The following is an 18881-nucleotide window of genomic DNA, read 5'->3' as shown; positions in this document are numbered from 1 at the left end:
CGCTAGTTTGTGGCTATGTCTCGCGCTTCTTTCGCAGAATTCCACTGCTCGCTTTCACGCGCCCTGGACGTCATGGGCGACTGGTGGTCGCCACTGGTCCTACGCGACGTCTATCTCGGTATCGACACCTTCGACGAGCTGGTACGCGACCTCGGTGTGTCGCGCCCGCTGCTGAAGGATCGGCTCGACAGGCTCGTGGACGGCGATGTGCTCGAACGGGTCGTGTACTCCACGCGGCCGCAGCGGTTCCGTTACGCGCTCACCGCATCGGGACGGGAACTCGTGTCAGTGCTCATCGCGCTCACCCAGTGGGGCGATCGCTGGCACGCCCCGGATGGACCGCCGATCGTGTTGCGGCACGATTGCGGCGAGATCCTGGAGGTGTCTGTCACGTGTCGCGCGTGCGGTGGAGCGGTCCGCCCGGATGAGACCTCGGCCCAGCCCGGCCCAGGCGGGCGCGCAGCGCCGGGCACCCTCGTCGTCGCCGAGCGCCTTGCGAGGATCTCATGACTGATCACGTCGCAGCATGGCGGACGGCCGGCGAGGCAGGGGACGCCGGCGCGGCCGTGGCCGCACTGTCCGAGGACGTCGAACTGGTCTCGCCGCTGACCGATCGGTTCACCTTCCGGGGGCACCATGAGCTCCAGGAGCTCTTGACGAGCGTATTCGAGGTGTTCACCGGAATCCGCTACGAGGCCGAGTTCCGGGAAGGACGGCACGTGGTGCTCCGCGCGGCGGGCCACGTCGGTGTCCTGAGGTTGGAGGAGACGCAGTATCTCGAACTCGATGATGAGGGCCGCATCCGGCGTCTCACGCTCATGATGCGCCCGCTCGCGGCCGTCACCCGCTTCGTGCGCGTGCTCGGGCCTCGGGTCGCGAGCCGGCAGGGACGACCGGGCACGGCCGGTGTGCTCACGCTCGCGGGCGCGTTCCTCGACTCGGTCGCGGCCGGCGGGGATCGGGTTTTTCTGCCGATGGCGAGCCCTGGCCGGTCACGTCGACCAGTCCGGCCCGATCTGCCACAGGGATGATCGGCCGGGGGCGTGATCTGCCGTCTGGATGGAGCGCCCCCTTTCGGCCGTCGGCGGCATGCTGGTGAGCGCGCACAATGGTGGAGTCCACCGAGATCAGCCAGTCAGAGCCGCGCCTCGGAGGTGTCACGCAGTTCCCGCTTGAGGATCTTCCCGGTGGCGTTGGTGGGCAGGGTGTCCAGGAACTCGACCAGACGAGGATACTTGTAGGTCGCCATGGTCTCCTTGCACCAGTCGATCAACTGGTCCTCGGTGAGGGCGGCACCGGGATTAAGGACGACGCAGGCCTTGACCTCCTCGCCGTGGCGCTCGTGCGGCACGCCGATGACCGCGGCCATGCTCACCGCGGGGTGGGTGAGCAGCACTTCCTCGATCTCGCGCGGGTAGACGTTGAAGCCGCCACGGATGATCATGTCCTTGGCGCGGTCGACGATATAGAGCCAGCCGTCCTTGTCGCGGCGGGCTAGATCACCCGTGCGGAACCAGCCGTCCCGCATGACCTCGGCGGTGGCCTCCGGCCGGTTGAGGTAACCCTTCATGACGTTGTGCCCCCGGATGGCGATCTCGCCGACCTCGTCGGGGCCCTCGACCCGGTTCCAGTCATTGGTGATCAGGTCCGCCTCCACGCCCCAGACCGGCAGGCCGATGGAGCCCGGGTGCACCGGCTGCCCGACCGGGGTGAGGGTGGCCAGCGGGCTGGTCTCGGAGAGTCCGTACCCTTCCCGGATGGTGACCCCGAAGCGCTCCTCGAAGCGCCGGTGGATTTCCACCGGCAGTGGGGCTCCGCCGGCCAGGGCCCTCCGCAGGTTCCCGGCGATCAGCGGCAGGTCGATCTCCGAGGCGCCCGAGGCCGCCTCGCCGAGGAGTGCCCAGTACATGGTGGGAACGCCGGCGAAGTAGGTGACCTGGTGGCGCTGCATGAGCGCCAGAGCCGACGCGGCGTCGAAGCGGGGCAGCAGGATCAGGGTGGACCGGCTGGCCAGCCCGGCGTTCATCTGCACGGTCTGGCCGAAGGAGTGGAACAGCGGCAGGGCGATGAGGTGGACGTCGTGCTCGACCTCGCCGAGCATCTTGTGGCAGGTGAGGGCGTTCAGCGCCATGTTGGCGTGGGTGAGCTCCGCGCCCTTGGGGCGGCCGGTGGTGCCGGAGGTGTAGAGGACGACCGCGGTATCGCCTGCCTCGGTGGGGGCGGTATCGGACCGCGTCCCGTGGCCGGCCAGCGCGGCGGCCAGGGTCTGCGTACCCGGGATCGGGGAGTCGGCGGCGGGATCGGCCGTCATCAGGAAGAAGTGCTCGCAGCCGTCGGTGTCGCCGAACCCGGCCCAGCCCTCCTGCCCGAGCGGGAGTTCGGCGGTGCCCTCGAAGCAGAAGTAGGCCTTCGCCCCGGAGTCGGCCAGGTGGTAGGCGATCTCGCGGCCCTTGAGCAGCACGTTGAGCGGCACGACGACCGCGCCCGCCTTGAGGATGCCGTAGTAGACGACGGGGAACCAGGGCAGGTTCGGGCAGGACAGCGCGACCTTGTCGCGGGGCTCGATACCGCGAGCGTGCAGCAGGTTCGCCACCTGGCAGGCGGCCGCGTCGAGCTCCGCGTAGGTCAGCTGCTGATCGCCGAGGACGACGGCGGTGCGGTCCGGCACGGCGCGTGCGCTGTCCTCGAGCAAGGCAACGAGGTTGAGCATCGGGTCTCCTGGAGAGGGGGCGGTGGGCGGGTCTACAGGGCGTCGCTCGGCGGCGTGTCGCGCCGGGCCTGTACACGCAGGTCCTGCTCGTAGGTCCGGGAGGCGCGCCAGAGGGCGGCGGCCGCGCCGACGCAAAACAGGGGCATGACGGTGAGGGCGGCGGGCAGGCCGTAGGCGTCCGAGAGCCATCCGGTGAGCAGCGGGCCCACGGCCAGGCCGAACAGGTTCTGGACCAGCACCATCATGCCGAGGGCGGTGGCTCGGACGGAGGGGCGCACGACATCCATCACCACGGCCGGGACCGGCCCGACGGCGGAGGCCACAGCGAAGGTCCCAGCGACGATCAGGCACAGCTGCAGCGGGCCGGGGGGCACCGACCCGAAGGCGGTGGTCAGCAGGGCCAGGGCGACCAGGGCGAGCGCGGCGGGGAGGACCAGCTTGTTCCGGGCGCGGACGGCGCCCGCGCGGTCCGCCAGGTTGCCGAGCGCGACGGTGCCGACGGCGCTGGCGAGGATCGCCACGGCGGACACCGCTCCGGCCCGGGTGTCGGTGTAGCCGTAGGCCCGGGTGAGGTAGCTGGGCAGCCAGGCGAAGAGGGTGGAGAGCACCACCAGTTGCAGCGCGCCGGCCAGGTAGGCCGGGACGGCGGTGCGGGCGCGGAAGAGTTCCGCCAGGATGGCGCGCAGGCTCGCAGGGGGTACCGGGACGTGCCGAGTGGCAGTGGCCGTGGCCGGGCCCGTGACGGCGGCGTGGTGCTCGCGCACCTTCAGGAACAGCAGCGCGAACAGCAGGCCGGGCACAGCGAACACGCCGAGCGTGACCCGCCATCCCAGCTGACCTACCATCAATCCACCCAGGAAGACGCCGAACACGGCGCCGATCGGCCCCGCGGACAGGAAGGCGCCCGCCACCGTCGAGCGCAGCCGCTGCGGGAACAGACCGGCGAGCAGGGCGCCGCCCGCCGGGCCGTAGCCCGCCTCACCGGCTCCGACGGCCGCTCGGGCGGCGACCATCTGGGCGTAGTTGCCGCTGATGGCGCAGCCGAATGCCGCAAGGCTCCAGACGGCCCCCATCAGAGCGATGGACTTCGTCCGGCTCCAGCGGTCCGCCAGGCGTGCCAGAGGCAGCGCGCCGAGGCCCACGGTCACCGAGACGACGGAGACCAGGGCACCCAGCTGGGTGTCCGAGAGCCCCCACTCGTCCTTCAGGAACGGGAAGGTGGAGACGATGATCTGACGGTCGATGAAGTCCGTGAGGGCCAGCGCGAACGCGAGGGCGAACACACCCCACGCATAGCGCCTGGGGGCAAGGGGCGCCGACGGACCGGATGAGCCCAGGTCCGGATGCCGCTCGCGGCCGAGCGATGGCGTGCTCATGGGGGCCTCCGTAGGGTGTTCCGTGGCCCAGGCGGGCCGAATGTGGCCAGGGGAAACCTCACTGAGGCCTGCCGCAGTCGCGGTTTCGCTGAAGTGGGTGGGGACGGACGGCCGAGGCGCGGCGGCCGCGCCCCGGCCTCCTCGGTTCAGCCGACCCGGCGGACACCGGGCATGCGCCAGGTGCCGTCGAGGAGCTCCGGCCGGGGCAGGTACAGGCGCATCATGAGGTTGAAGGAACCCTCCGGCGCGGGCAGCCAGTTGGGCCGGCGGCCCTCGCCCGGCGACTCGTGCTGGATCAGCAGGGTCAGAGAGCCGTCGGCGTTGTACTCCAGGGCGTCGCGGTCGCCGATGGCGTATCGGTTAAGCGGATTTTCCACGAAGAACTGCCGGTCGTTGTACATGGTCAGCGACCAGAACGCGTCGACCGGGGGCAGGATGTCGGCCCCGAAGTGCAGCGTGTAGGAGTTGCTGCCGTGGAACGCCTCACCGTCGACATCCGCCCGGCTCAGCGGGTAGACGGCGTCCTCGGGGAGGTTGGCGCCCAGACCGACCCAGGCGACCGACGCGCGGTGCAGGTAGTCGGTGCCGTACTCGCCGAGGTCATAGGCGGTCAGCCAGCCGTCGCGGAACTCGGCGCGCGGCCGGCGGCCGGTCGCCTCGGTCAGGGCCAGCCCGTCGGCCACGCCGCGGGTCATCTCCTTCTGCAGCTCGGGCGTCAGCGTGTCCCAGTCGAAGGGCTGGCCGGCGACCACGCCGAGCTGCGCGAGCCGTTCCACCATCGGGGCGTCGGCGGGCCGCGGCGGGTTGGCCGCCATCAGGTGGGCCGTCATGGCGAAGAAGGTGGCCGGGTCGAGCGCGGCGACCTGGTCGACCGGCGCGGTCACCGGGTCCATAGGACCGGGCCCGGGGGTCGCGGCGTGGGTGGCGCCGAGCGGAGTCAGCCGGTAGCCGGTCTGGACGGCGTGCACGGCAGGGTAGTCGGCCACACCGTTGGTGTAGGTTCGGCCGATGCACCAGACCGTGGCGGTCGGGGCGTCGATGCGCCGCACACCGTCCGGCAGTTCGCCCTGCCAGCGCGGGCCGACCAGGGCGAACTCCCCCGCACCGTTGCCGGTGGTCCGGGTACCCGGGCACGCGAATACATTGGTCCACGCGTCGAGCAGCTCCAGCATGTAGTAGCGGCCGTCCGTGTCGGGCACGGAGAGCATCACCGGGCCGGCGGACAGGTCCAGCCAGGAAACCGAGTACAGCGTGTCGACGTTGGGGCTGACCACCGACTCGAAGGACGCATCCGGGAACGCCGGGACGTGCGCGAAGGTGTTGATCGGTGCGCGCCCCGCCTCGGGTGCGCAAGACGATGTCATCTGCCGCTTGGTCAGCTCCATGAGGACCAGCGGGTAGGCGAAGACGAACGCCTCCGCGGCCAGAGCGGCGTGCTCGCCGGCGACCTCGTTCTTGATGTCGGTCATGGGGTTCCTCCGGTTGGTGAACAGGTGGGACGGGCGTTCAGACAGCACAGCCGTGCTGCGGCCGGTGGCTATCCCGCCCGGTGCTGCTGCCAGTAGCGCGTGTGCGGCAGGTCGTCGTCGAGCCAGTAGGCGCCGTCCTCGGTGACGACCAGCAACTCCTCCCACTTCACGCCGATCTCGCCCTTGCCGATGTGCGGCTCGACCGCCCACAGGCCGGGCTCGCAGGAGCGGGAGGAGGCCTCGTTCCACAGCGGCGTGTGGTTCAGGCGCGGCCGGATCGCGGAGGAGAGGAGGTGTCCGCTCAGGTAGGCGAGAGCCTGCGGGCTGAAACCGTTGATCCGGAAGGTGGGTAGGCGGGTACCGGGGACCTTGCCGACCTTGTGGGCGATGACCGAGCCGGGGTAGTAGCTGTGGATGTTCTCGTAGCCCTGGTCGGTGATCAGTTCGTCGACCTGCTTGTAGATCTCGGCTTGGACCGCCCCACGCTGGACGAGCTCCAGGATCAGGGCGCGGTAGGGCTCGAGTGCCATCCGGGCCTGGTGGAACTCCTCGCTGTCCTCGCCGCCGAGGCTGCACGAGTAGCCCATGTCGCAGGCGAATCCGCCGACCACGGGCCCGACGTCGAGGATGACGGCCTCACCCCGGCGCAGCCGGCGGTCACTGGGCAGGAACTGCTTGCCGAAGTGGGCGATCTTGGGGTTGAAGAAGGTGGCGAGTGCGCTGGACGGGGGCCGGTCGAAGTTCCGGAACCGGGTCCGGTCGCCGAACCAGGCGAAGCCGTAGTGGAAGAAGCGGTTCACGCCGTGGTCACGAAGCCAGTCCTCGATGGCGCGTGCCGCCTGCTTCTCGGTGATTCCCTCGTACAGTTGCGCCTCGACGGCGGCCACCGCGTCGTAGGCCAGTCGCTGGGCCGTCTTGATGTCGGCCAGTTCCTGCTCGCTGAAGGTTTCCTTGGACATGCGGCGACCTCTCGGGACATGCGTCGCGGGCGGAGTGGGGGTTGACGGAGGGGGCCGGCGCCGAGCTCACTCGGCCAGCGCGGCAAGGCGGGCGGACAGCCAGCGGCCCGCCGGGGGAACCATCCGGGACAGCCAGTAGCTGAGGTGGGCCTCGGCGGCGATCGGGGCGACCGGCTTGTTCCGGTCGACGGCGCGCAGGATGTTGCGGGCCACGCGGTCGGCGGTGTAGCCGCGCTTCTGGTACAGGGCGGCCACGTGCTCGCGGCGCTTGTCGGCGTCGGCGGCACCACGGATCGGCGTGGACCGGGTGATGTTGGTGTTGATCACGCCGGGGCAGACCGCGGTCACCCCGATGCCGTACGGCCGCATCTCGATGCGCAGCGTCTCCGACAGGCCGAACACGGCGAACTTCGTCGTGCTGTACGCCGACAGCCCTGGGTTCGCCAGCAGGCCCGCGGTGGAGGAGAGATTGACGACATGGCCGCCCCTGCCTCGTTCGATCATGACGGGCAGAAACTCCTGGCAGCCGTGGACGACCCCCATGAGGTTGATCGACACCAGCCAGTCCCAGTCCTTGCGGCTGGTGTCGAGGAACCCACCGAGCAGTCCCACGCCGGCGTTGTTGACCAGCAGGTCCACACCGCCGAAGCGGTCGAGGGTGCCCGTGGCGAAGCCGGCCATGTCCTCGGCCCCGGCCACGTCGACACGCCGGGTGAACACGTCGCAGCCCATGGCCCGGGCGGTCTCGGCGGTCTCGGCCAGCCCCTGCTCGTCGAGATCGCACAGCGCGAGGTTCGCCCCACGACGGGCGGAGAGCAGCGCCAGCTCCCGGCCGATGCCGCTGCCGGCTCCCGTAACGACCACTGTACGCTCGGTCAAGTCTGACGCCTTGATACGCGGTTTGGGCATGCACGGGACCGTAAGCCGCGCCGAGCCCGGCGGTCCTGTGCTGGGACACCAACGTTGCCGGACTGATTGGCGCCCGACCACAAGCGGCTCCTCGCCCGTGACCGGACCCGCAGTAGACTCGCCGCCGTGGAGATCGAGTGGGCGCCCGCGCGGAAACCCTCTGCTCAGAAGGCATGGCGAAACGCGCTGCACCCGATCGCCGTCGAGATGGCCGCGGAAGCCCGGGCACTGGCGGAACAGTCCACCGCAGCCCTGAAGGCCGAGGCTCCGCAGTGGTTCCCGGACGCCGAGTCGACGGTCGAGAGCATCAGGAGCACGGAGGCCAGCATCCGGCTGCTCGCCCAGGTGATCGCGCAGGGCGGAGACCCGCGTCTGGCCCCCCTGCCGGCCGCGACCGTGATGGCGGCCCGATCAGGGGTGCAGCGGCAGGTCGCACTCGCTGCGGTCCTACGGTCCTACCGGATCGGCCACGAGATGGTGTGGCGGTGGCTGTTCGACCGGATCACGGCGCGTGCCGCCGACGCGACGGAGCAGGCCGTGGCCCTCGATCTGGCGTCGGGCTGGCTCTTCGCCTACATCGACGCCGCGGTCACCCAGGCCGAGCGCTTCTATGAGGCCGAACGTGAGGCGTGGATGCGCAGCGCCGCCGCGGCCCGCGCGGATGCGATCGACGCGATCCTGGCCGAGCGCGAGCGCAACCAGCGCCGGGCCGCCACCCGACTGCGTTACGAACTGAACCGCCACCATCTCGGCTTCCGGATCGCGCTGGGCGACCCCGCGCAGGGTCTGGACGGCTTCCGCCGCACCCACATCGAGGCCACCCACGCCCGCCGAGTGGTCACCCTGGCAGAGCCGCACGCCGCACCGGTCACCCGTTACCAGGACGTGGCCGTCGCCGCTCTCAGCACCGTCGACGCCGAGCAGGCCCACGCCTTCGTCACCCGCGTACTCGGACGCCTCACCGCAGACGACGAGACCACCTTCCGGGTGGCGATGACGCTGGCGCGGTATCTCGCCGAGAACCGCAGCCGCACCCGGACGGCCGAACGGCTGATGATCCATCCCAACACCGTCGCCTACCGGGTCAACCAGGCCGAGCAGATCCTCGGCCGCAGCATCGACCGCGACACCCTGGACCTGCGGGTGGCCCTTGCACTGCTCCCCACCCTGCGCGGCCTGACTCAGGCGTAGTGCAGGCCCTTGCGCTCGGCCTGCTGCTTGTCGGGTTCGCCGGCCAGATCAGGCCGGACGGCATGCAGCGGCTGGTGCGCACCGTGGACTGGGATGCCGATGCGGTCCGTGACGACCTGCGCAACTATGTGATGGATCATCTCGCCGACCGCGACGGTGTTCTGATCATTGACGACACCGAGTTCTTGAAGAAGGGCGTGCGCTCGGCCAGTGTGCAACGGCAATACTCCGGTACGGCGGGCCGGACCGAGAACTGGCAGATCGGCGTGTTCCTGGCCTACGCCTCCGCGCACGGCCGGGTGTTGATCGACTGGGAGCCGTACCTGCCGACCTCTTGGACCGACGATCGGCCGCGCTGCCGGCAGGCCGCGGTACCCGATCATGTTCCATTCGCCACCAGGCACCACCTGGCCAAGATCATGCTCACCCGGGCTCTTGAGGCGCAGGTGCCCTTCACGTGGTTCACCGCCGATGAAGCCTACGGCCAGGCCAAGAGCCTTCGGTTCTGGACGGAGCCACGCCGGCGCCGACATCCCACCAGAGGATCATGACCTCATCCCGCTGACCGTTAACGAACCCCGTCGCCTGCTGGTCCACCTTCTCCTGCAGCCCATGCATACACCTGGCCATGTTCTCGGATGGTCACGCTGGCGGCGCCGACGACAAGCCTAAGCCCAACGCTCTCACTACCGAAGACGCGGTCACCTCATCACTTAAGCGCCGTTGCACTAGTAGTACTTCGTTAGGTTGGTTCGGGTGGGTGGTGTTCTGGCCGTATCCGGCGTCGGCGACAATCACCTGCGGGACAAGGCCCCAGTCGATCGCCTCGTCGATCAGGTCCAGGGCCAGCCGCCACTTCTCCCGGTGCTCCACCCTCTCGGGCACCCCCGCTTTGGCCCGGCGCCCGGCATCGCCGGCCCACTCCCGCGGCAGAAACAGCCGCCAGGAGATCGGCACGGACGCGGTGTCGGATGCGGCGTGCAGGCTGACCGCGACCTGGCAGTTGGCCTGTTTGCCCAGCGCCCCGCACCATTGGCGGGCCACTGCCACCGACATCTTCCCGTCCTTGGGAAACGACACGTCGTCGATCACCCACACCTGTGGACCGACGATCGGGACCGTCTTGCGGGCCACCGCGCGCAACACCGCGGCGTGCTCCCACGGCGACTGGTTGACGAACTGCTGCAAGGCCTGCATGTCGCCGTCCGGTAGCCGCTCGGCCATCGGCTGAATCGACTTGCGTCGGCCATCCAGCATCAGCCCCCGCAGATAGCAGTCGCCCTTGGCTCGCTGATCCCTGCGCGGCACCGACGCGAACACCTCGGCCACGAACGCGGCCAGTTCACCCCGGAGTCGCTCGATCTCTTCCACGTTCACGCGGGCAGCATGCCGAACCCACCACCGAAGATCAAATCAACCTAACGAAGTACTACTAGTAGCCGGCCACCCGGGGCCAGCGCAGCTCGACACCGTCTCGGGTGAGCCTTCGCTGGAAGTCCGCGAGCAGCTCCTCCTTCTCCCGTACGGCGTGCGGCGCGATCTCGTTGTCCAGGCAGAAGGCCGCCAGCGCGCCGGCGGCCTCGCCCACGTTCCACTCGACCGGATGCAGCCGGTAGGCGCCGTTGGTGATGTGGGTGGTGCCGATGTTCTTGGCGGCGGGCAGGAGGTTGGTCACGCGCCGCGGGATCAGCGCGCCGAGCGGGATCTCGAACGGCGAGCAGCCCACGTCGATGTAGTTGTCACCCCCGGTGGAGGGATGCAGGTCGATGCGGTACATCCCGATGCCGACCGAGTCGTCGTAGCCGACGGCGCCCCTGTCGCCGCGGACGGCCAGCGACAGGTCCTGCTCGGTCACGGTGTACAGGGCGCGGATGCGCCGTGACTCCCGGATGTAGGGGGCCTGGGCCAGGCCGTCGGCCGAGCCGGTCACGTCGCCGCGCAGCCGCAGGCCGGGGAACCCTGTGCCGCCGTCCGGGCGGGGCGCCTCGGTCTGCAGCCAGTACAGGGCCGAGCGGGACAGCTCGCGCGCCGCGGCCAGGTGCCGGTCGGCGTCCGGCACGTCGATGACCGGCCCCTCCATGTAGTCGATCATCGGCCAGTTGACCAGGGTGATGTCGCTGGCGTAGGCGCCGGCGGCGAAGTTGCGGCGCGCGGCGATCCGGCGGAAGGTCCACAGGTTGAGATCACCCTCGCCGTGCCGTTGGTCGGCGTCCATCAGCAGGGGATCGTCGTCGGGGTTGGGGGTGAAGGAACGTTCCACGATCTCCAGCGTCTGGGGCTTGGGGCACCGCCAGGACAGCAGCCGGTCCCCCCAGAAAGGGGGCTGGTAGTCCCGCCAGAAGTCGTAGGAGGCGGGCCTGTCGATCGTGTGGTCCCCGTCGACGTGGTCGATCGCGAAGCACACCGAGACGGCCTGCATGTTCAGCGGCTGCGCCACCGCCGGCGCGCTCGGCTCGCCGGTCTCGGCCCGCGACTCGAACCCCGTGACGTACTCGGTGCCGGTCAGCGGCAGCAGCTCGCCGGTCTCGGTGGCGTCCAGGACGTACGGCGCGCACACGGTGATCCGGCCGCCTCCGTGCCGGTGCTCCAGCTCCACGGCGGTCACCGTGTCGCCGTCGACCTGGGCGCCCGTGGGGCGGTAGGGCTGCAGGACGCGCAGCCGTCCCGACCCCCGGTGGGGCGCCAGCATCGCATCGATCACGGCGACCGCGACCCTGGGCTCGTGGCAGAGCCGGCTCACGTGTCCCGCGCCCGGATTGAGGTGCCGCCAGGCTCGGGACCGTTCGGTCAGGGGATAGTGCTCCCGGTAGTAGCGCCGGATGCCGTCGCGCAGCGCCCGGTAGCTCGCGGTGACGCCGAAGCGCTCCGCCCAGGGGTGCTCGTCCGGCGGCACGGCCTGGCTGGTCAGCTGGCCGCCCAGCCAGTCGTGTTCCTCGGTGAGGACCACCGTACGGCCGGCCCGCAGCAGGGCCAGCGCGGCCGCGACGCCGCCCAGCCCGCCGCCGACGACCACCGCGTCCGCAGATATCTCAACCACCTGGGGGATCTCTCCTGTCATCTCGTTCGGCATCCGGCCGGAGCCAGCGTGACCCCGTCGACCGGCTCGCAGGGCAGCAGTTCCTGTGGTGTCCCGCCGCTTTCCAGCACCTCGGTCAGCAACTCGACGGCTCTGCGGCCCATCTCGCGCCGGGGGATGCGAAATCCCGTGAAGCCGACGCGGACGGGACGTGTGGGGACACCGAGCGCGAGGATCGACAGGTCGCCGGGGACGGTGACGCCCCGCCTGCGGGCCGCCCGCACGATGGCGACGCCGTCGGCCCACGCTTCGACGAAGACCGCCGTCGTCCCGGCCCCGATCAGCTCGTCGAGAAGGTCGTCCGGGGTACGGCCGGCCGTCGGCGTCCGGATTCCGCCGGAGCCGGTGGCGGCCACCGCCTCGCGGAACCCGCGCAGGCGGTCGGCAGAGGACTCGGCGCCCGCTCCGGGGCCGAGATAGGCCAGCCGCCGGTGACCGAGGTCCACGGCGCGCTCGACGAGTGCCCGCACCGCCGGGAGATAGTCGGCGCCCACGTACGGCACCGGCGCGCCCGCGTCGTCACGACGGCCGACGGACACGAACGGGACGCCCTCGCGCAACAGCCGGGCCAGATCGTCACGGTCGACGGTGCGGCCCAGGAGCACGCACCCGTCGGCCAGCCGTACCCGGCTCTCGGCGCTGAAGATCCGCCGCGGGCCCGACACCCCGGCGCCGGTGAAGAGCAGCAGGTCGCAGCCCGCCTCCTCGGCACGTTCCTCGATGCCGAGCAGGAACGGGTGGTAGAAGTCGGCGCCGCCGGGCGGGAAGACCGCCTCGTAGGTGAACACGCCCAGGATGCGGTTGCGCCGGTCGGCGAGTCGTCGCGCGACGGGATCGGCGACGTATGCGGTCTCCCTGATCACCCGCAGTACGCGCTCGCGCGTCTCCGGGGGGATCCGCGTGCCGGCGTCCGCCCGGTTGTTGAGGACCAGCGACACCGTGGTCTGGCTCACCCCGGCCATCCTGGCGATGTCCTGTTGGGTGAGGCGACGGCTGGAGGCGGTCACGGTTCGAGCGTCCCATCGGGTGGTAATGCGTATTAGCAAATATGCCCTCCACCTTGGACGGAAGGCAAGCGCCTCGTCAAGTCCCCGCAAAGACCAGGCGCGGGAACTTCCCCGGGTCGAGCCGCGTCGCCGGCTCGCCCCGGCCCCGCCGGGAGCCGATCCGGACGGTCGCGAACATCGCGACCCTCGTCCGCTCCACCCCGATCCATCGGGTTGTGGCCGAATGTGAACACGTTTGTCGGTGGAGATCGCTAGCGTTCCGCGCATCACGGCGGCAGGGGTCGAAAACCCTTGCAGAATTGACAGATCTTGAACCGCGAGGGGTGGAACCGTTGGGTTGGCTGGCGGCGGGCGACGGGTACGAAGTCGCCCTCATAGAGGGCAGGGTCGCGGCGAGAGCGACCTCCGGCAGGGCGGCGGGGCGGCGGCTGAAGTCGCTGCCGAAGGCGGTGCGGGAGCATCCCGAGGTGGACCGGCTGCGCCGTTTCGCCGAGTGGCTCGACCGGCACGCCGCCGCGTGCGTGGCGCAGGTGGACATCTGGATGGTGTCGTCCCTGCCCGTCCCCACCGAGCTGCTGGCCCGTGTGTGGCCGGACGAGGTGTGGCAGTCGGCCCTGCGTGACCTGGCCGTGGTCGGTGACGACCCGGACGAGGTCGGCTTCCTGCGGGACGCCACCGACTCCGGGGAACTGCGGGTGGTCAACCTGGACGGCGAGACCGTCCGGCTGTCTCCGCGCACGGTGACCCTGCCGCACCCCGTGCTGCTGCCCGATCTGGACGACCTGCGGGAGTTCGCCGCGGAGCTCGGCGTGGTCCAGAAGGTCGAGCAGATCCATCGCGCCACCTGGCGCAAGCCCACCGACCCCGCGGAGCTCGCGGAGAAGGCGACCGACGTGACGGAGTTCGCGGGGGGCAAGTACGACTCCCGGTTCGGTCTGGCGGCCCGGGCCACCTCGCTCGGCTACCGGGTGTCCGGAGGCTACGCCACCTGCCGGGTCCGTGATGGCGGACGGATCGCCGAGGCGGCCGTGTGGATCGGCGAGCCGTACTGGGAGGACGAGGTGACGACGGGCGGCCTCACCTGGCACGACCAGGACGGCAGGTCGCTTCCGCTGCGCGAGGTCGGCCCGGTGGCCTGGTCGGAGGGTATGCGGATGGCCGCGGCGCTCCACGCCGGGCGGAAGATCGAAGAGGGGAAGGACGCGTGAGCGGGGACATGTCTGCGGCGGAGGCCACGGCCGGGGAACTCCTCAAGGCGGGAGCGGTGCTGCCGCCGGACACCGAGGGGAGCGGTGAGCGGGCGGTGCCGCTGACCGCCCGGCGCTACCGTCACCCCGGGCTGGACGACCGGGTGGTCGTACGCCTGGTCGCCGGGGAGCTCGGCGCGGCCGAGGACCTGGCGGCGGGCTTTCTGGGCCTGGAGCCGGACGGAGAGCCCGTCGTTGTCGGGCTGGGGGCGCGACGCTCCCTCGGCTTCCCGGAATGGGTGCTGGTCAACCACCCCGAAGACGGGCATCACGCGCTCGCCGTCGTACCCGAGCTGGAGCGCACGGCCCGGCAGGCGAAGTCCAAGCCGAAGGCCGCGCTGGACGCCTACCGGCAGCTGGCCGGCCGGCTGGCCGCGTCCGTCCCGCACTTCCTGCCCACGTTCTACGAGCAGGCCGGCCGGGTGTTCCTGAGCGTGGAGAACTCCACCTACGCCGCGCAGATGTTCGCCCACGCCCGCAAGGCCGAGGCGGAGCACGGGCTCGCGGTGGACGAGGACCGGCTCGACGTGGTCTTCCTGGAGTTCGCGCTCGCGGGGGCACTACCGGTCAAGGTGCTGTCCGGATACGCCAAGGAGCTGGCCGGCCGGCTGCCCGCGGACGAGGCGCTGCGCCGGTTCTCGCGCCTGTGCGTGCGGCGCACCGCGGGAGGACTGCCGCCGTCGGCGCAGATGGCCAGCGACCTGCGCCGGCTCGCCCAGGCCGCCGGGGCCGACGCGGACGAGGAGGAACAGTCCTACCTGGCCGAGCTGCTCGGCCTGCCCGCCACCCAGCGGGCCGCGACGGGCTGGTGGAAGGCTCACCTCCCGGCGATCGTGGCACTGGGCCGGCGGGAGCCCGAGGTCCGCGGGACGCTGCTGAACGTCATGCCGCAGGCCAGGGATCATGAGCTGGCGAGCCTGTGGCTGGAGATACTCGAGAGGTCCGGCGCCACCGCAGGCCTGGCCGACGGCGAGGTGCCGGAGCGGGAGCGTCCGAGTGACGGCACCTCGGGCTGGCTCGAAAGGTTCCTGCGGGCCCGCAACCACGCCTGGGGACTCCCGCCGCGGCTGCCCGGCCTGTACGCGCTGGTGGAGCGGGTGGCCGACCGGCTGCGGACCGAACTCGCCGAGCCGGGCCGCAAGGCGCCGACGATCGAGTACGACACCGACCTGCTGGACCTGCTGCTCGCCCTGAACGTCCCGGTGGCCGACCCCGGGGAGAACGGCACGCTGTGGCTGGAACACTGGGCGAAGGACGAAGGACAGCGTGATCTGCTCGCCCTGGCCGCCGACGCCCGTTTCGAGCCCGCCTTCCACTGCGCGGCCGACGGGTTCAACGACGACACCCACGGCCGGCGGGCCGTCCGCCTCCTGGCGGAATCCCCCGGGGGACGGCCGATGCTGGCCGAGTGGATGCGAAAGGTGGCCCTGCGCTCGTCGGCCGCGGGGCTGCCGGAGCTGCCCGCCGCCATGCGGCGGCTGGCCTGGCTGCCCGGCGAGGCGCTGGTCCTGGCCGAGGAGGAGGTGCGCCGGGCGGCCGGGGCGGACGTCGCGTCGGTGCTCGCCCGGGCCCTCCAGGCCGGGCTCCTCGACGAGCTGGGCTGGCCGGCCTGGGAGGAGGCGGCCGCGACCCTCGTGCCGAAGAAGGACGTCGACGACCTCGTCGTCGCCGACGCCTGGCCGCATCTGATCGTCGCGGGGTCCTCGCAGGCGCGGGTGCTCGACGCCGAGGGCGCCGTGCTCACCCACGACCTGCGCATCCCGAACGGGGACCTTTGGGGCGGCGATCCCGGCTTCCACCACGTGGACGGCGAACTGCTCGTCTACTGGCACTCCCGGCACCTGGACAACGGGCTGCGCGGCTACTGGCACACCTCCGCCGGACGGCTTCAGCAGCTGGGAGGCGACGGCGACGTCCGCGGGACCCGGATGGACTGGTACCGGGGCGACGACCCGGTCACCCTGCCGCTGCCCGGCGGCGGGCGGGCGACCGGCTTCGAGGCGCTGCACCGAGGGGACACGGCCGTACCCGGCGAGCGGTCGGTGATCACCGACGGCACCTCGTTCTGGGTGTGGACGTGGGACGAGTCGAACTACGCCGGCACCGACTGGTACGAGTACGACCCGGTCAGCGGGCAGCGGGGCAGGAAGGGCATGCCCGGCTTCCTCGCCGACGCGCTCCGCGCCGCCCCGGCGGGAAGCGTGTTCCACTCGGGCTGGCTGCTTCCCGCCTCCTCGGAAGAGGCCACCCCCGTCGGCACTCCGGTGGGCGGCCTGTTCGGCTGGCGGGTGGTGCGGCTGCCCGACGGGTCGACGCGCGGTGAGGACCTCTCCGGCCGCACCGTCACCGTGCCGCTCGGCAGCGCGCCGGTACGCGCCCTGACGTTTCCCGGGGACGACCGGCCCCTGGCCGTCGTGAAGAGAGGCAGCTACGCGGTCGCCCTGGTCGACCAGGACGGGGTCGTCACGGCCGAGGCCAAGACGGACGGCGCTCCCGGCTCCTTCGCCGCGGGCACCCTCATCCTGCCGCCGCTGCGCTTTTGGCACCACCTCCGGCCGAGGGACCCCGAGGGCTCGGCGGCCCTGCGCCGCATGGACCGGGACACCTCGGCGGCCCTGCTGGAAGCGGCCGGCGTCACCGGCGAAGCCGAGGAGGAAGGGCTGCGGGCCCGGATCCGGACGCTGCTGCCGCAGGTGAGCCACGAGGCGCTGGTGGCCGGCATCGCCGGGGTCACGCGCTTCGCCGCCGCCCAGCAGGCCGCGTTGCGCGCCGTCGCGACCAGGCTCTCCGAGGCACTCGCCGGAGGTCACCGGGAGGAGGCGCTCGCCGGCCCCACCGACCAGCTGCTCGGTCAGGCGCTCAGCGGCCTCGGAGGGCTCACCTCCTACTCCTACTCGCGCCACTGGCTGGAGACCGACGGCGTCTTCCGGCAGATACAGCAGATCGGCCAGGCGCTGGCCGAGGACTCCCCGGACCCCTTCCCGGGCCTCCACCTCGACCTGCCGCAGTCGCCGTACGCGGACCGATGGGATCCCCTGCTCGACCACCTCGCCGCCCTGGCGTTCCGGACCGCGGCGGTGACGATCGAGGAGGAACACCGCACCACACTGCACCGGCTGCTGAGCGAGCTGCGCGACCGGGGGCTGCCCACCGCGGCCGACCCCTCCCGGTGGCGCCGGCTGTCGCTGCATCTCGACCGTGGTCACCTGACCACGGCCGACGGGGGCATGCGCGACGGCACGTGGCTCGGGGTGCTGCCGCTGGGCGGCGGCGCGTTCGCCGCCTTCGTGAACCGGGTGTCCGTGGACGACTCCGGTTGCGAGCTGACGGCGCTGTTCCACGACCCGGCCGGCCGGTTCACCGTCCCGTCCCCCTACACCGTCCGCTCCTCCTGCCCGGTCGGTGACGTCCGGCAGGCGGGCTGGCTCGAGGCGTTCCTCGCGGAGCTGGCCGCGCGAGGCCCGGCGCCCTGGCGGCCCGAGGCCGCGGAGGAGTTCGCCCGGCTCACCGGCGTCTCTCCGACGTCCGCCCGGCTGATCGTGGCCGGCATGCCGAACGTGGACGTGTACGAGCGGGGTTTCATCACCAAGGACGTGCGGGCCGTGATCGGGGTGAAGGTCACCGAAGCCGCCGTCGCCAAGGACGAACTGCGCAAGGTGGACGCCGGCGTCCGGCGCGCGGTCGTCGCGGTGCTGCTGCCCGCCGATCCGGCCCGACTCTGGACGGACGGCCCGGACGTGGCCGCCGCGGCGGAGGTGTGGAACGGCAAGGTGGGACGGCGGACGGCGATTCCCGAATGGCTTCTCGGGGAGGCGGCCCGCACGGTGAAGACGGGATGGGACGCGAACCGGGCGCTGGGCGCCCTCGTCGACCCGGCCGCCACGCCGGAGCTGAGCCGGGACCTGGCCTGGCAGGTCCGCGGCGACCGGGTCCATCCCGTCGACGACGGAGCCGCCGGGTTCACCGCGAGCACGCTCGTCATGGCCGTCGCCACGGCCGGCTGGCTCGCCCACCGGCTCCCCGCCGGAGACCCGATCCGCGCCGCGCTGCCGAGGGCGCTGGCCGCGCTCCGCGACCGGCTGGCCGGCCCGGGGCTGATGCTCGACCTCGGCCGCTATGTCGACCTTCCCGAGTTCCGCAAGGCCGCGGGAGCACCGACCGAGACCGGCGAGGGGTACGAAAGATACGGCGCCCTCATCATGGCCACCCACGACGACCGCCCCGCCCCGGCCATCCGCACGGCCCTGCTGGACGCGGCCGGCGACGACCCCTACCTGCGCGCCCTGATCGGGTCCGAAGGGTCGTTCCCCGCCGAGGTCGCCCTGTGTACCGCCCACGACCCGCGGTTCGAGGCGCTCCTGGCCGATCCGGGCGATCCGGCGGCGGGGGAGCGGGCCGCGGACGGAACGTGGTGGCCGCAGGATCCCACCCGGTCGGTGCCCGAACTGGTCGTCGAAGCGGCGAAGGAGCACGGCCTCGGCGAGGACGCCGCGGCCGTGTACCTGATGCTGCTGGCCATGCCGGACCCGGCCGACCGCAATGTCGCCCGCTGGACGGGCTGGAAGCCCGCCCGGCTCAAGGCGGCCCGCGCCGAACTGGCCACCACCGGCCTCGTCGTCGAAGCCAGCCGGGCACGGGCCGGACGCTCGCTGTTCCTGCCCGGAGGCTGGACGGAGCTGAAGACGCCGCACCTTCCGCTGGAGCAGTGGAAGCTCCCCCTGTTCGACCTGAGCGCGGGCCGGAGCACGCCGCTCGTGCCGGGCGAACCCGCCGCCGACCTGTACCGCAGGGCCTGGCAGCGGGTCGGGGACGGCGACGCCCCCCGGTTCGAGGAGCTCACGGTCAAGCGCGGAAGGCGCCGCTGAGCCCGCACTCTTGCGCAGGCGCGGCCCCCGGTCCGTCCGGGGGCCGTGCCTGCGCCGCCGGATCGGACCGGC

12 protein-coding genes and 2 pseudogenes are annotated in these 18881 nt (G+C 71.7%); 6 read left to right on the top strand and 8 right to left on the bottom strand.

Annotated elements, in window-relative coordinates; translation table 11 throughout:
- Positions 1–15 precede the first annotated feature (15 nt).
- Both ACQPYK_RS27650 and ACQPYK_RS27645 read left to right on the top strand, forming a co-directional pair.
- A complete protein-coding gene (locus ACQPYK_RS27650) occupies positions 16–510 on the top strand; it encodes a winged helix-turn-helix transcriptional regulator (RefSeq protein ID WP_433236763.1) in 495 nt (164 codons plus the stop codon).
- Positions 507–1031: a hypothetical protein gene (locus ACQPYK_RS27645; RefSeq protein WP_433236760.1), complete on the top strand. Its 525-nt coding sequence runs from the start codon at positions 507–509 to the stop codon at positions 1029–1031. The genes ACQPYK_RS27650 and ACQPYK_RS27645 overlap by 4 nt, the downstream gene beginning before the upstream one ends.
- Before the next feature lie 104 nt (positions 1032–1135).
- On the opposite strand, the gene ACQPYK_RS27640 is transcribed toward ACQPYK_RS27645, so the two are convergent.
- The 5 genes from ACQPYK_RS27640 to ACQPYK_RS27620 form a co-directional block, all read right to left on the bottom strand.
- On the bottom strand, positions 1136–2710 hold the full coding sequence (locus ACQPYK_RS27640) for a long-chain-fatty-acid--CoA ligase (protein ID WP_433236757.1): 1575 nt from the start codon (positions 2708–2710) through the stop codon (positions 1136–1138).
- 32 nt (positions 2711–2742) lie between these two features.
- Entirely contained in the window at positions 2743–4086 is a 1344-nt protein-coding gene (locus tag ACQPYK_RS27635) for an MFS transporter (RefSeq protein WP_433236754.1), read from the bottom strand.
- A gap of 146 nt (positions 4087–4232) precedes the next feature.
- A complete protein-coding gene (locus ACQPYK_RS27630; protein WP_433236751.1) occupies positions 4233–5555 on the bottom strand; it encodes a DUF1254 domain-containing protein in 1323 nt (440 codons plus the stop codon).
- A 68-nt stretch (positions 5556–5623) separates the two neighbouring features.
- Positions 5624–6514, bottom strand: coding sequence for a M24 family metallopeptidase (locus tag ACQPYK_RS27625; protein WP_433236748.1), 891 nt, complete (start codon positions 6512–6514; stop codon positions 5624–5626).
- A 66-nt stretch (positions 6515–6580) separates the two neighbouring features.
- On the bottom strand, positions 6581–7393 hold the full coding sequence (locus ACQPYK_RS27620; RefSeq protein ID WP_433236745.1) for an SDR family NAD(P)-dependent oxidoreductase: 813 nt from the start codon (positions 7391–7393) through the stop codon (positions 6581–6583).
- A gap of 156 nt (positions 7394–7549) precedes the next feature.
- Here ACQPYK_RS27620 and ACQPYK_RS27615 point away from each other — a divergent pair, with 156 nt between their 5' ends.
- Positions 7550–8614 (top strand): PucR family transcriptional regulator, encoded by a 1065-nt coding sequence (locus ACQPYK_RS27615; protein WP_433236742.1) that lies wholly within the window; start codon positions 7550–7552, stop codon positions 8612–8614.
- 38 nt (positions 8615–8652) lie between these two features.
- A pseudogene (locus tag ACQPYK_RS27610) lies at positions 8653–9135 on the top strand (IS701 family transposase); the annotation flags it as partial.
- A 244-nt stretch (positions 9136–9379) separates the two neighbouring features.
- On the opposite strand, the pseudogene ACQPYK_RS27605 reads toward ACQPYK_RS27610, so the two are convergent.
- From ACQPYK_RS27605 to ACQPYK_RS27595, 3 genes and pseudogenes are all read right to left on the bottom strand, one after another.
- Positions 9380–9991, bottom strand: a pseudogene (locus ACQPYK_RS27605) (IS701 family transposase); the annotation flags it as partial.
- 55 nt (positions 9992–10046) lie between these two features.
- Positions 10047–11651, bottom strand: a complete 1605-nt coding sequence (locus ACQPYK_RS27600; protein ID WP_433236739.1) for an FAD-dependent oxidoreductase — start codon at positions 11649–11651, stop codon at positions 10047–10049.
- A 17-nt stretch (positions 11652–11668) separates the two neighbouring features.
- Positions 11669–12697: a LacI family DNA-binding transcriptional regulator gene (locus ACQPYK_RS27595; protein ID WP_433236736.1), complete on the bottom strand. Its 1029-nt coding sequence runs from the start codon at positions 12695–12697 to the stop codon at positions 11669–11671.
- Between the two features lie 299 nt (positions 12698–12996).
- On the opposite strand from ACQPYK_RS27595, the gene ACQPYK_RS27590 reads away from it, so the two are divergent.
- Positions 12997–13905 carry a DUF4132 domain-containing protein gene (locus ACQPYK_RS27590; protein ID WP_433236734.1) on the top strand — a complete coding sequence of 303 codons (909 nt, stop codon included), beginning with the start codon at positions 12997–12999 and terminating at the stop codon, positions 13903–13905.
- Between the two features lie 8 nt (positions 13906–13913).
- Positions 13914–18809 carry a DNA-binding protein gene (locus ACQPYK_RS27585; protein ID WP_433236731.1) on the top strand — a complete coding sequence of 1632 codons (4896 nt, stop codon included), beginning with the start codon at positions 13914–13916 and terminating at the stop codon, positions 18807–18809.
- Positions 18810–18881 lie beyond the last annotated feature (72 nt).

Source organism: Streptosporangium sp. CA-135522, assembly GCF_050949235.1.
Taxonomy (GTDB): domain Bacteria; phylum Actinomycetota; class Actinomycetes; order Streptosporangiales; family Streptosporangiaceae; genus Streptosporangium.
This window is presented reverse-complemented; position numbering and strand designations above follow the sequence as displayed.

What these genes read in the sequence shown, in the direction of transcription:
- ACQPYK_RS27650 (WP_433236763.1), top strand. Translation starts at nt 16, where the DNA reads ATGTCTCGCGCTTCTTTCGCAGAATTCCACTGCTCGCTTTCACGCGCC.
- ACQPYK_RS27645 (WP_433236760.1), top strand. Translation starts at nt 507, where the DNA reads ATGACTGATCACGTCGCAGCATGGCGGACGGCCGGCGAGGCAGGGGAC.
- ACQPYK_RS27640 (WP_433236757.1), bottom strand. Translation starts at nt 2,710, where the DNA reads ATGCTCAACCTCGTTGCCTTGCTCGAGGACAGCGCACGCGCCGTGCCG.
- ACQPYK_RS27635 (WP_433236754.1), bottom strand. Translation starts at nt 4,086, where the DNA reads ATGAGCACGCCATCGCTCGGCCGCGAGCGGCATCCGGACCTGGGCTCA.
- ACQPYK_RS27630 (WP_433236751.1), bottom strand. Translation starts at nt 5,555, where the DNA reads ATGACCGACATCAAGAACGAGGTCGCCGGCGAGCACGCCGCTCTGGCC.
- ACQPYK_RS27625 (WP_433236748.1), bottom strand. Translation starts at nt 6,514, where the DNA reads ATGTCCAAGGAAACCTTCAGCGAGCAGGAACTGGCCGACATCAAGACG.
- ACQPYK_RS27585 (WP_433236731.1), top strand. Translation starts at nt 13,914, where the DNA reads ATGTCTGCGGCGGAGGCCACGGCCGGGGAACTCCTCAAGGCGGGAGCG.